Source organism: Pseudomonas sp. MOIL14HWK12:I1, from assembly GCF_000510705.1.
Classification (GTDB): Bacteria; Pseudomonadota; Gammaproteobacteria; order Pseudomonadales; family Pseudomonadaceae; genus Chryseomonas; species Chryseomonas oryzihabitans.
In genome coordinates, this window is the sequence record NZ_AZNY01000006.1 from 334,815 (window position 1) to 346,843 (window position 12,029).

The following is a 12,029-nucleotide window of genomic DNA, read 5'->3' on the forward strand; positions in this document are numbered from 1 at the left end:
GACTCCTCTCAACGGCGAGGGGCGGCGAGGAGCAGGACGGCAACGCCCGCCAGGGCCGACAGCAGCGACCCCAGCAGCACGCCGATCTTGACCTCGTCGACCAGGAAGGGCGCCCCCGGAAAGGCCAGGGCGCCGATGAACAGGCTCATGGTAAAGCCGATGCCGCAGAGCAGCGCCACGCCGTAGAGCTGCAGCCAGCTGGCACCCTCGGGCAGCCGCGCCAGACCGCTGCGGATGGCCAGCACCGCCATCAGGGAAATCCCGATCTGCTTGCCAAGGAACAGCCCCAGGGTCACGCCCAGGGGCACCGGATCCAGCAGATTGGCCGGTGACATCCCGGCCAGGGAGACCCCGGCATTGGCGAAGCCGAACAGCGGCACGATCAGGAAGGCCACCCAGGGATGCAGCGCGGACTCCAGCTTGAGCAGCGGCGAGGCGTCGTCGGCCTCGGTGTCGCCCAGGGGAATGAACAGCGCCAGGATCACCCCGGCCAGGGTCGCATGGATGCCCGAACGCAGCATGCAGAACCATAGCAGCGCCCCCACCAGCAGATAGGGCAACAGGGCGGTGACCTTGAGGCGATTGAGCACGAACAGCACCGCCACCAGACCGGCCGCGGCCAGCAGCATGCTGCTGGAGAGGTCGCTGGTGTAGAACAGCGCGATGATCAGCACGGCGCCGAGGTCATCGAGGATCGCCAGGGCGGAGAGAAACACCTTGAGCGACACCGGCACCCGCGAACCCAGCAGCGACAGCACGCCCAGGGCGAAGGCGATGTCGGTGGCGGCGGGAATCGCCCAACCCGAGAGGGTCTGGGGATCGTGGCGATTGACCAGGGCATAGAGCAGTGCCGGCACCAGCATGCCGCCCAGGGCGGCGAGCCCCGGCAGGGCGCGATCGCCCCAGCTGGCGAGTTGGCCGACCGCCATCTCGCGCTTGATCTCCAGCCCCACCAGCAGGAAGAAGATGGCCATCAGGCCGTCGTTGATCCAGTGACCGAGGGACAGACCACCCACATACCAGTGCAGACTGGCGAAATAGCCCTCGGCCAGCGGCGAGTTGGCGACGATCAGGGCGATGGCGGCGGCCACCATCAGCACGACACCACCGGCCGCTTCGGCCGCGACGAAGCGATTGAGATAGGCCAGGGCCTTGGCCGGAGAAAAGGGAGAGTTCATGGGCAGCCGTACTCCGCGCGGCGGCCCGACCTGCGCTCGATTCAACCTGTCCTACCGCGTGGCTGCGGCGACACCCAGCCGATGATCCTACTACGACGGCCGCGGCGGTCGCAGCAGAAAATCGCCTGGAGACGGCAGCCGCTCTGGGTCGCCGCCTGGCCGTAGACCCGGGCGCCGAGCGCGCCGCGCCGGTCTTGCCAGGGCTGCGTCCAGGAGGGACCATCAGCGCCCTCGTTCTGCCCAGCAGCTGCCTCTCCCATGTCCCAGGAACCCCTTACGCCCTCGCCTTCGCCGTCTCTCTTCGCCCGCCTGGTCCAGGGCCTGCGCGCCTTCTGGCCGGCGCCGCTGCCCATCGACGGACGCGAGCGGCTGCGCGCCAGCCTCGGTGCCGGCCTCGGCATCCTGCTCGCGGCCCTGCTCGCCGCCTGGTGGCTGGAAGGCCAGCCGGTGCATCAGCATGGCGCCCTGGCACTGGCGCTGGTGGCGCCGCTGGGCGCCAGCGCCGTACTGGTGTTCGCCCTGCCCTCCAGTCCGCTGGCGCAGCCCTGGTCGGTGGTGGGCGGCAACACCCTGTCGGCGCTGATCGGCATCGCCTGCGCCCTGTGGATTCCCGAGGCCAACCTGGCCGCCGCCGTGGCGGTCGCCCTGGCCATCGCCGCCATGTTCACCCTGCGCTGCCTGCACCCGCCGGGGGGCGCCTCGGCGCTGCTGATGGTGCTGATCGGCGCCCAGGACTTCAGCTATGCCTGGAGTCCGGTGGCGCTGGATTCGCTGCTGCTGGTGAGCGCCGGCCTGCTCTACAACAACCTGACCCGCCGCCCCTGGCCCCATGTGCCACGCCCGGCCGAGCCGAGTGGCGAGACGCGCCTGCAGCGCGCCGACCTGGACGCCGTGCTGGCACGCTACAACCAGGTGCTGGACATCAGCCGCGACGACCTCGCCGAATTGCTCGAACAGGTGGAGGCGCGCGCCTACCAGCGCAAGATGGGCGAGTTGCGCTGCGCCGACGTCATGAGCCACGAACCGGTGACGGCCCGCGCCGAGATGCCGCTGCAGCAAGCCTGGGCGCTGATGCGCGCCCGGCGCATCAAGGCGCTGCCGGTGGTGGATCGCCAGGGCCATCTGCTGGGTATCGTCACCGTCGCCGACTTCATGCGGCAGATCGATCTGGACGTCCATGAAGGCCTCGGCTGGCGCCTGAGATCGCTGGTCCGCCCGCGCACGCGCCAGGAGGAAAACAGCGTCGGCCACATCATGACCCGCACCGTGCGGGTGGCCAGCGCCGACCGCCTGCTGATCGATCTGGTGCCGGTGTTTTCCGAGAACGGCCACCGCCACATCCCCATCATCGACGGCTCGCGCCGTCTGGTCGGCATCATCACCCAGTCGGATCTGATCCGCGCGCTGTACCAGGCGGTACGGGCCTGACCGCAGCGAGCCGCCCTCGGCTGGGGTTCTGCAGCGAACCTCGCCGCGTTTTCGTCGTCTCAAAGGCACTGTCGCCCATTCCGGGCGACCTGCCAGGAATGTTCGGATGAAAACCGGTCCCGCTCGTGCCTCTTCGTTCTCCGCGCCTCGTGCGCTGCTCGCCAGCCTGGTCCTGGGCGGCGGTCTGCTGCTCGCGGGCTGCGCCGGCAACCCGCCGACCGCGCAGATGGCCGTGACCCAGTCCGCCGTCAACGAAGCCGTGAGCGGCGGCGGCAACCAGTTCGCCCCCATCGAGACCAAGTCGGCCCAGGACAAGTGGACCCAGGCCCAGGCCGCCCTGTCCAACGAGAAATACGACGAGGCCAAGCGCCTGGCCGAGCAGGCCGAGTGGGATGCCCGTCTGGCGACCCGCAAGACCCAGGCCGCCAAGGCCCAGGCGGCGCTGCAGGATGCCCAGAACAGCATCCAGCAGATCCGTGAGGAAGGTCAGATCAACCTCCAGCTGCAACAGAATCTACAGAAAAAGGTGCAGCAGTAAGGCTGCCCGCTCTCTTGAAGGACGAAACCATGCGTAAACGTTTTCTGCTCCCGCTGATGTCGGCGCTGACCCTCACTCTGGCCGCCTGCGCCACCCCGCCCAACCCCAATCTGGAAAAGGCGCGCAACGACTACGCCGCTCTCGAATCCCAGCCCCAGGCCACCCAGCTGGCAGCGCTGGAAACCAAGGACGCCGGCACCTGGCTGGCCAAGGCCGACAAGGCCTACAAGGACGGTGAGAACGAGCGCACCGTCGACCAGCTGGCCTACCTGACCCAGCAACGCATCCAGACCGCCATGCAGACCATCAAGCTGCGCATGGCCGAAGCCGAGCTGAAGAAGGTCGACGCCGAACGCGGCGAAGCCCGCCTCAACACCCGCACCCAGCAGCTGCAGCAACTGCAGAAGGCGATCAAGTAAGGTCCAGGGCGCAGGTCCCCTGGCGGGAATCCTGCGCCCCCTGCCGTGGTCCTCTACTGACCCGCGAGCGTCCTGCTCGCCACAGTCCGGAGGATTTCTCATGCACGCCATACGCCTACGCAAACCCGGTGGTCTGGACCAGCTGGAGCCCTGCGAACTACCCGATCCCGGGCAGCCGGGGGCTGGCGAGATCCGGGTGCGGATCAAGGCCAGTTCGCTGAATTTCCATGACCTGGGCGTGGTGCTGGGCAAGATGCCGACCGCCGATGGGCGCATTCCCATGTCCGATGGCGCCGGGGTGGTCGAGGCGGTGGGCGCCGGGGTCAGCGAATTCGCCGTGGGCGATCACGTGGTCTCGACCTTCTTTCCCCACTGGCTGGACGGCGAGCCGCCCATCGATGACTTTTCCACCACGCCCGGCGATGGCGTCGACGGCTTCGCCTGCGAGGTGGTGGTACGTCCAGCCACCGCCTTCACCCGCGCGCCCAAGGGCTACAGCCATGCCGAGGCGGCGACCCTGACCACCGCCGGGCTGACCGCCTGGCGCGCCCTGGTGGTGGACGGTGGCCTCAAGGCCGGTGACAGCGTGCTGGTCATGGGGACCGGCGGCGTCTCCATCTTCGCCCTGCAGATGGCCAAGGCCATGGGCGCCACGGTGATCGCCACCTCGTCCTCGGACGAAAAGCTGCAGCGCGCCTATGCCCTGGGCGCCGATCACCTGATCAATTACCGTGAAGAGCCGGAATGGGGCGCCAAGGTGCAGGCCATCACCGGCGGGCGTGGCGTCGACATCGTGGTGGAGGTGGGCGGTCCGGCGACCTTGGCGCAGTCCATCCAGGCCGCGCGCATCCATGGGCACCTGGCGCTGATCGGGGTGCTCACCGGCGTCGAGGGCCAGGTCCCCACCGCCAACCTGATGCGCCGCCACCAGCGACTGCAGGGTTTGATCGTCGGCAGTCGTCGCCATCAGCAGGAGATGATCCGCGCCTTGGAAAGCACCGGGATTAAGCCGGTCATCGATCGCAGCTACTCGCTGAACGAGATCGCCGCGGCCTTCGCCTTCCAGAAGGACGGCAGCCATTTCGGCAAGATCGTCCTGGAGTTCTGATAATGGTCAGACGAAAGCCAGACTGAGCCCAGCAGGCCTCTGCTAGACTTCCGGGATCGTCTCATCGCGTTCCGGAAGTCCCGATGACCTCGCCTGATCCCCTCCCCTATCTCGTCGTCATCGAAGACAACGGGCTGCTAGCCGAACTGCTGAGCAATCACCTCGAAGAGCGACTGGGCTGGACCTGTGTTCGCTTCGACAACGCCGACGACGCCCTGGTGCATCTGCTCCAGCAGCAGCAAAGCCCCGGGCTGGTGATCACCGACCACCTGATGCCCGGCCAGCTGCGTGGCGGCGAACTGGCGGAGATGCTGTTGCAGCGCTGGCCCGCGCTGCCCATGGTGATCACCTCGGGCTACGGCTACGAGATCACCACGGCGCTGCCCGAGCAGGTGATCTTCCTGCAGAAGCCCTGGACGCTGGACGAGGTGGATTCGGCGGTACGCCTGGCACGGGCGCGCCAGGCGGCGGGCTAGACACCCAGCTGGCCGCAGGCCTTGAGCAACTGGTCGATGGTCCAGGGCTTGGGCAGGAACAGCGCCCGCTCCTCGCGCTCGGCGTACTGCTGGCCGGTATAGCCGGAGGACACCAGGATCGGCAATTGTGGAAAGCGCTGACGCACCTGCTTGGCCAGGGCGAGTCCGTCCAGCCGACCCGGCATGCGCACGTCGGTGAACAGGAGATCGGGCGGTAAGGGATCGGACTCGAGCCAACCCCAGGCGGCGTCGGCGGTATCGAAGGACTGGACGGCATAACCTTCCATCTCGAATACCTCCGTCGCCAGCGATCTCAGCACCGGATCGTCTTCGACGACCAGCACGGTGGTAACAGCAGCGGAAGAAACTACATCGGTCATGGCAACGCTACTTCATTAGTACGACTAAATAGACCGAAATTTCTCGAATTGGATCACAAGGCTCGGATGGGCGGCTGGCAGCCGGGTGCCGGCACTTGTCTGATGCCGTAACGGCTACTTAATTCCCTGTCTGTCGGAAAAAGGTGCTGGCAGATCGCTAGCCATCGCCCGACTCTCTTACTCTAAGGCTCTCGCCGGACGTCACCGCCGTCCGCTTCCGCTGCTCACGCGTTCGAACGACCCCATGGCTGAATCCGCTCTCTCCCACGCTGAACTCCAGGCCGAAGTCCGTCGCCTCCGCGCCGCGCTCGACCAGTGCACCGCGCTGCCGCCCCAGGACGCCCAGCGGCGTCTGGCGATCTTTGATGGTGCCATCGATTTCGCCATGATCGTGCTCGATCCGGCCGGGGTGATCACCGACTGGAACAGCGGCGCCGAACGCCTGCTGGGCTGGACCGCCGCAGAGATTCGCGGCGCGCCGGTCGAGCGCTTCTTCACCCCCGAGGACAACCAGATCAGCCGGGCCGCGCTGGAAATGCGGCTGGCGCTGCAGGACGGTCGCGCCGAAGACGAACGCTGGCACCTGCGACGCGACGGCACCCGCTTCTGGGCCAGCGGCGAGATGCATCCGCTGCACGACGACGCCGGCCGCCATACCGGCTTCGTCAAGATCCTGCGCGACCGTACGCCCCAGCATCTGGCCGGCCAGGCCCTGCGTGACAGCCAGCGCCACGTGGGCGAGGTGCAGCAGAAACTGGCGGAAAGCGAGCGCTATTGGCGCGGTCTGTTCGAGCAACTGGACGAGGGCTTCATCCTCGGCACCATTCTGCGCGATGAGCAAGGTCGCGGCTGCGACTGGCGCTATGACCAGGTCAACCGAGCCTGGTGCACGCACTTCGGCCTGAGCGCGGAGCAGGCGATCGGCCAGACCGCCCGGACCCTGTTTCCCGAACTCGAAGACCTCTGGGTGGAGGATTTCACCCGGGTGGTGGATACCGGCCAGTCGTTCAGCTACGTGCGGCAATTCCAGGCCAACGGGCGCTGGTACGAAGGTCATGCGCACAAGGCCGGCGCGGAGAGCTTCCTGGTGCTGTTCCTGGATGTCACCGAACGCGAGCAGGCCGCCCAGGCGACCCGCGACGAAGAGCGCTATCGCCGCGCCCTGGCAGAGCTGGGCGAAGGCTTCAGCCACCTCAACGACATCGAGGCGGTCACCGAGCTGGCCTGCACAGTGCTGGGCACCCTGCTGGACGCCCAGCGGGTGGGCTACGGCCTGGTGGACGCCGACGTCGAGACCATCAGCGTGGAGCACGACTGGACGATCTCGGGCGGGTGCAGCCTGATGGGCACCCTGAATTTCCGCGACTATGGCAGCTGTATCGAGGACTTCAAGCGCGGCGAGACCGTGGCCATCGAAGATGTGCGCGAGGATGCCCGCACCTGCCACAACCTGGCCGCCATGCAACGGCTGGACACCCGCGCCTTCGTCAGCACCCCGCTGTTCGAGCACGGCCATTTCGTCGCCCTGCTCTATGTCAGCGCCAGCCAAGCGCGGTGCTGGACGCCGGCCGAAGTGCAATTCATCCGCGAGGTCGCCAATCGAACCCGCTCGGCGACGGCGCGGCTGACCGCTGAGCGCGCCCTGCGCGATAGCGAACTCAATCTGCGGCTGGTGGCCGACACCCTGCCCTGCCTGATCGCCTTCGTTGATCGCGAGCTTGTCTATCGCTTCGCCAACATCGAGGCGCCCAAGTGGTTCAAGGACGCTCCGGAAAGCATCCTGGGTCGCAGCATGGCCGAGGTCTTCGCCCCGGAGCTGTTCGCGGCCCGGCGTCCGGCCATCCAGGCCGCCCTGGACGGCACCCCGGCGCGGCTGGACCTGCCCTGGGCCTGGCCGGACGGCCGCCGACGCATCGCCGACATCCACTATCGTCCGCGGCGCGATGCGCGCGGGGCGGTGGATGGCTTCTATGTCTTCGCCCAGGATGTCACCGCCCAGCGCGACGCCCAGACGCTGATCCAGGCGCAGAATCTCAGCCTCAGCCAGGAGGTCCAGGCGCGCACCGCCGAGCGCGACCGGCTCTGGGCGCTCAGCGAAGACCTGCTGCTGACCGCCGATTTCAACGGGCAGCTCCTGCGGGTGAGTCCGTCCTGGTCGCGCGGCCTGGGCTATTCCGAAGCCGAGTTGCTCAGCCGCCCCTACCGGGAACTCATCCATCCCGACGATCTGCCGGGGGTGCTGGTGGCGCTGGACGAACTGCGCCGCAGCGGCCTGCCGGCGCGGGTGGAAAATCGCGTCCTGGCGGCGGACGGCAGCTGGCGCTGGCTGTCCTGGACGCTGTCGATGGACACCGAACAGGATCGCCTCACCGGCGCCGGGCGCGACATCACCCGGGAACGGGACGCCGCGGAGACCCAGGCGCTGCTGGAAGAGCAGTTGCGCCAGTCGCAGAAGATGGAAGCGGTCGGCCAGCTCACCGGCGGCCTGGCCCACGATTTCAACAACCTGCTCGCCGGCATCGTCGGCAGTCTGGATCTGCTCACGGTGCGCATCGGCCAGGGCCGGCTGAACAATCTCGAGCGCTACACCACCGCCGCCCAGGGCGCCGCCATCCGCGCCGCCGCCCTGACCCACCGGCTGCTGGCCTTTTCCCGCCGCCAGACGCTGGATCCCAAGCCCACCGACGTCAATCGCCTGGTGGCCGGCATGGAAGACCTGATCCGTCGCACGGTGGGTCCGGCCATCCAGATCGAGGTGGTGGCCAGCAGCGAGCTGTGGTCGACCCTGGTCGATCCGCCGCAACTGGAAAACGCCCTGCTCAACCTCTGCATCAATGCCCGCGACGCCATGCCCGAGGGCGGTCGCATCTTCATCGAGACCGCCAACCGGGCGCTGGATGCGCGCATGGCCCGGGTCCGCGACCTGGAAGCGGGCGAATACATCGCCCTCTCGGTGACCGACAACGGCTGCGGCATGCCGCCCGAGGTGATCGCCAAGGCCTTCGATCCCTTCTTCACCACCAAGCCGATCGGGGTGGGCACAGGGCTGGGCCTGTCGATGATCTACGGTTTCGTGCGCCAGTCCGGCGGCCAGGCGCGCATCCATTCCCAGGTCGATCAGGGCACCAGCGTCACCCTCTTCCTGCCGCGTCATCGCGAAGCGGCCACCGGCGTCGACCTCGCCGCCAGCCAGCCGACCCTACCGCGCCAGGGCCACGGCGAGACGGTGCTGGTGGTGGATGACGAACCCACGGTACGGATGCTGGTGGTGGAGGTGCTGGAGGAACTGGGCTACGCCGCCCTGGAAGCGGCGGATGCCAGCTCCGGCTTGCGCCTGCTGGAATCCGACGTGCGCATCGATCTGCTGATCAGCGACGTCGGCCTGCCCGGCGGCATGAACGGCCGCCAGATGGCCGACGCCGCCCGCCAGCGCCGCCCAGGCCTCAAGGTGCTGTTCATCACCGGCTACGCCGAGAACGCCGTGGTCGGCAACGGCCACCTGGAGCCCGGCATGCATGTGATGACCAAGCCCTTCGCCATGGACGCCCTGGCGATGCGCATCCGCGATCTGATCGAAGGGACCTGAGGTCAGCGTCGGAGTGGATCATCCCTCACCCCAGCCCTCTCCCGGAGGGAGAGGGGGCGGTTGGGAGGCGTAGTGTGGATAACGGCGCAGCCTTATCCACGAATGGAGCCGGGGCTTGCCCAGTGGAAAACGCTGCGCGGTTTTCCACGCTACGCCAGGACATCGGCTGGATCGCGGCCATGGGCCGCTCCTACGGGAAGCGGTCGCGCCAGGCTCGACCGACCCTCTCCCCTGGGAGAAGGCTGGGGTGAAGGCGCTCCAGGGCAGAGATATCCCTCCGTTGGGCTTCGCTGCGCTCAACCCAACCTACGCGGTCGATCTCGGCCGTAGGGTGGATAACGGCGCAGCCTTATCCACGAATGGAGGCGGGGCTTGCCCAGTGGAAAACGCTGCGCGGTTTTCCACGCTACGCCAGGACATCGGCTGGATCGCGGCCATGGGGCGCTCCTACGGGAAGCGGTCGCGCCGGACTCGACCGCCCCCTCTCCCCTGGGAGAGGGCTGGGGTGAGGGCGCTCCAGCGCGGAGGTATCCCCGCTCTTGGGCTTCGCTGCGCCCAACCCAACCTACGCGGTCGATCTCGGCCGTAGGGTGGATAACGGCGCAGCCTTATCCACGAATGGAGGCGGGGCTTACCCAGTGGAAAACGCTGCGCGGTTTTCCACGCTACGCCAGGACATCGGCTGGATCGCGGCCATGGGCCGCTCCTACGGGAAGCGGTCGCGCCAGGCTTGACCGCCCCCTCTCCCCCTGGGAGAGGGCTGGGGTGAGGGCGCTCCAGCGCGGAGGTATCCCTCCGTTGGCCTTCGCTGCGCTCAACCCAACCTACTCTGCCGGTACCCGTACCCAGCCTTCCATCAGGCGCCGGGCGCTGCGGCTCATGCTGGCCTTTTCCACCTGCCAGACGCCGCCGACCTCGCGCGCCCGGGCGCCGACCGCCACAGTGCCGGCGGTATGGCCTATGCGGACCTGGCGACCGTCCAGGTCGCCGGTCAGGGTGTGGACCAGGGTCCCCGGCAGTGCCGCGGCCACCGCCACGGCGACCGCGCCGGTGCCGGGGATGGCGTGGTGCAGCTTGCCCATGGAGATCATCCGCGCGATGACGTCGAGTTCCTCGGCCCGGACCTGCTTGCCACCCGCCACCCGGTAGGTCTGAGGTGGGGCGATCAGGCACAGCTTGGGCGTATGTGGCCGCTCCGCCGTGGCCTGGGCGGCGGTCGCGGCCAGCCCCATGGCCACTGCGCCCGCCGCGCGCAGGGCCTCCAGGCGCGCCAGTAGCGGCCCATCGCCGTTGACCTGCGCCTGGGTTTCGGTGCCGCTCAGGCCCAGGGTCTCGGCGCGCACGAAGACGGTAGGATTACCGGCATTGAGCAGGGTCACCGGCAGCCGGCCCAGTCCCGGGACGTCCAGTTCGTCGACCGCCCGCCCGGTGGGCAGCACACTGCCGTCGCTGCCTGCGGGATCGAGAAAGTCGAGCACCACCTCGGCGGCCGGAAAGGCCACGCCGTCGAAGCGAAAATCGCCCTCCTCCTGCACCTCGCCATTGGCCATGGGAACGTGGGCGAGGATGCGCTTGCCCAGATTGGCCTGCCAGATGCGCACCCTGGCCAGACCGTCGCGCGGCGCCTGGACCAGGCCCTCGCTGATGGCGAAGGGGCCTACGGCGGCGCTGAGATTGCCGCAGTTGCCCGACCAGTCGATCACCGGGACCTCGATGGCCGGGGCGCCGAACAGATAATCGACGTCACAGTCCGGGCGGCAGGAGGGCGCGATCACCACCACCTTGCTGGTGCTGGAGGTGGCTCCGCCCAGGCCGTCGATCTGCTTGCCGTAGGGATCGGGGCTGCCGATCACCCGCAGCAGCAGCGCATCGCGCGCCGGACCGGCCGGCGGCAGGTCGCGGGCATGAAAGAACACGCCCTTGCTGGAACCGCCACGCATGTAGACGGCGGGGATACGCAGTTGCGGCATCAGAGGTCTCCGTCAGGTGCCTAGGCGAGATAGCGGCCGAACCAGCCCAGGGTGCGGTCCCAGGCCAGGCGCGCGGCGGCTTCGTCGTAGCGCGGGGTGGAATCGTTGTGGAAGCCATGGTTGGTGCCGGCATAGCGATGCACCTCGTAGGTCTTGCCGGCCGCCTGGAGCGCCGCTTCGTAGGCGGCGGCGCCCTCGTTGATGCGCGGATCGTTCTCGGCGTAGTGGATCAGCAGCGGCGCCTTGATCGCGGCCACCTCCTCGGCGCGTGGCTGACGTCCATAGAAAGGCACCGCCGCAGCCAGTTCCGGGTAGGCCACGGCGGCCGCGTTGGCCACCCCCCCGCCATAGCAGAAGCCGGTGATGCCGACCTTGCCGGTGCTGAATTCGTGGCCCATCAGGGTTTCCACGGCGGCGAAGAAGTCGTTCATCAGCTTTTCCGGATCGACCTGCTGCTGCAGTTCGCGACCCTTGTCGTCGTTCCCGGGATAGCCGCCCATGGCGGTCAGGCCATCCGGCGCCAGGGCCAGGTAGCCGGCCTTGGCCAGGCGCCGGGCGACGTCTTCGATATAGGGATTGAGGCCGCGATTCTCGTGGACCACCACCACCGCCGGCACCTTGCCGCTGGCCTTGGCCGGGCGCACCAGATAGCCACGGACGCGGCCATGGCCCTTGGGCGAGGGGTAGTAGACGTATTCGGCGACGATGTCCGGATCGGTGAACTCGACCTGGGTGGCCAGGGCATAGTTGGGCGTCAGGGCCGCCAGCACCCCGGTGGCCGACAGCCCCAGCACCGCGGCGCAGGCGCCGGCGCGGTCGAGGAAGTCGCGGCGGCTGATGCGACCGTGCACATAGAAGTCGTAGAGCTCGAGCAGTTCGGGCGAGAAATCCTTGGCGGTGAGACGGGTCATCGCGGCGCTCCTCTGGCGGGAAACGGGGCCGCCGG

Annotated in this window: 9 protein-coding genes and 1 pseudogene; 6 read left to right on the plus strand and 4 right to left on the minus strand. The window is 68.2% G+C overall.

Annotation, left to right across the window (positions count from 1 at the left end):
- Positions 1 to 8: 8 nt before the first annotated feature.
- The gene (gene nhaA, locus PSEK12I1_RS0105610) at positions 9 to 1,178 is read right to left on the minus strand and encodes a Na+/H+ antiporter NhaA (RefSeq protein ID WP_027600923.1); all 1,170 of its coding nucleotides are present in this window, start codon (positions 1,176 to 1,178) and stop codon (positions 9 to 11) included.
- Between the two features lie 258 nt (positions 1,179 to 1,436).
- Between nhaA and PSEK12I1_RS0105615 the strand changes: the two genes are divergently transcribed.
- The 5 genes and pseudogenes from PSEK12I1_RS0105615 to PSEK12I1_RS0105635 all read left to right on the plus strand — a co-directional run bounded on the left by PSEK12I1_RS0105615 (position 1,437) and on the right by PSEK12I1_RS0105635 (position 5,147).
- The gene (locus PSEK12I1_RS0105615; protein WP_037006749.1) at positions 1,437 to 2,606 is read left to right on the plus strand and encodes an HPP family protein; all 1,170 of its coding nucleotides are present in this window, start codon (positions 1,437 to 1,439) and stop codon (positions 2,604 to 2,606) included.
- 106 nt (positions 2,607 to 2,712) lie between these two features.
- Positions 2,713 to 3,144 carry a DUF4398 domain-containing protein gene (locus tag PSEK12I1_RS0105620; RefSeq protein ID WP_027600079.1) on the plus strand — a complete coding sequence of 144 codons (432 nt, stop codon included), beginning with the start codon at positions 2,713 to 2,715 and terminating at the stop codon, positions 3,142 to 3,144.
- A 29-nt stretch (positions 3,145 to 3,173) separates the two neighbouring features.
- Positions 3,174 to 3,557, plus strand: a pseudogene (locus tag PSEK12I1_RS0105625) (DUF4398 domain-containing protein); the annotation flags it as partial.
- Positions 3,558 to 3,663: 106 nt separating this feature from the next.
- A complete protein-coding gene (locus tag PSEK12I1_RS0105630) occupies positions 3,664 to 4,671 on the plus strand; it encodes an NAD(P)-dependent alcohol dehydrogenase (protein ID WP_027600925.1) in 1,008 nt (335 codons plus the stop codon).
- 83 nt (positions 4,672 to 4,754) lie between these two features.
- On the plus strand, positions 4,755 to 5,147 hold the full coding sequence (locus PSEK12I1_RS0105635) for a response regulator (RefSeq protein WP_007160683.1): 393 nt from the start codon (positions 4,755 to 4,757) through the stop codon (positions 5,145 to 5,147).
- On the opposite strand, the gene PSEK12I1_RS0105640 is transcribed toward PSEK12I1_RS0105635, so the two are convergent.
- On the minus strand, positions 5,144 to 5,527 hold the full coding sequence (locus tag PSEK12I1_RS0105640; RefSeq protein ID WP_007160682.1) for a response regulator: 384 nt from the start codon (positions 5,525 to 5,527) through the stop codon (positions 5,144 to 5,146). The genes PSEK12I1_RS0105635 and PSEK12I1_RS0105640 overlap by 4 nt on opposite strands.
- A 244-nt stretch (positions 5,528 to 5,771) precedes the next feature.
- Here PSEK12I1_RS0105640 and PSEK12I1_RS24905 point away from each other — a divergent pair, with 244 nt between their 5' ends.
- Positions 5,772 to 9,113, plus strand: coding sequence for a PAS domain S-box protein (locus PSEK12I1_RS24905; protein WP_027600926.1), 3,342 nt, complete (start codon positions 5,772 to 5,774; stop codon positions 9,111 to 9,113).
- Positions 9,114 to 9,937: 824 nt separating this feature from the next.
- On the opposite strand, the gene prpF is transcribed toward PSEK12I1_RS24905, so the two are convergent.
- On the minus strand, positions 9,938 to 11,083 hold the full coding sequence (gene prpF, locus PSEK12I1_RS0105650) for a 2-methylaconitate cis-trans isomerase PrpF (protein WP_027600927.1): 1,146 nt from the start codon (positions 11,081 to 11,083) through the stop codon (positions 9,938 to 9,940).
- Between the two features lie 20 nt (positions 11,084 to 11,103).
- A complete protein-coding gene (yghX, locus tag PSEK12I1_RS0105655) occupies positions 11,104 to 11,994 on the minus strand; it encodes a YghX family hydrolase (RefSeq protein ID WP_007163110.1) in 891 nt (296 codons plus the stop codon).
- Positions 11,995 to 12,029 lie beyond the last annotated feature (35 nt).

What these genes read in the sequence shown, in the direction of transcription:
- nhaA (WP_027600923.1), bottom strand. Translation starts at nt 1,178, where the DNA reads ATGAACTCTCCCTTTTCTCCGGCCAAGGCCCTGGCCTATCTCAATCGC.
- PSEK12I1_RS0105615 (WP_037006749.1), top strand. Translation starts at nt 1,437, where the DNA reads ATGTCCCAGGAACCCCTTACGCCCTCGCCTTCGCCGTCTCTCTTCGCC.
- PSEK12I1_RS0105620 (WP_027600079.1), top strand. Translation starts at nt 2,713, where the DNA reads ATGAAAACCGGTCCCGCTCGTGCCTCTTCGTTCTCCGCGCCTCGTGCG.
- PSEK12I1_RS0105630 (WP_027600925.1), top strand. Translation starts at nt 3,664, where the DNA reads ATGCACGCCATACGCCTACGCAAACCCGGTGGTCTGGACCAGCTGGAG.
- PSEK12I1_RS0105635 (WP_007160683.1), top strand. Translation starts at nt 4,755, where the DNA reads ATGACCTCGCCTGATCCCCTCCCCTATCTCGTCGTCATCGAAGACAAC.
- PSEK12I1_RS0105640 (WP_007160682.1), bottom strand. Translation starts at nt 5,527, where the DNA reads ATGACCGATGTAGTTTCTTCCGCTGCTGTTACCACCGTGCTGGTCGTC.
- PSEK12I1_RS24905 (WP_027600926.1), top strand. Translation starts at nt 5,772, where the DNA reads ATGGCTGAATCCGCTCTCTCCCACGCTGAACTCCAGGCCGAAGTCCGT.
- prpF (WP_027600927.1), bottom strand. Translation starts at nt 11,083, where the DNA reads ATGCCGCAACTGCGTATCCCCGCCGTCTACATGCGTGGCGGTTCCAGC.
- yghX (WP_007163110.1), bottom strand. Translation starts at nt 11,994, where the DNA reads ATGACCCGTCTCACCGCCAAGGATTTCTCGCCCGAACTGCTCGAGCTC.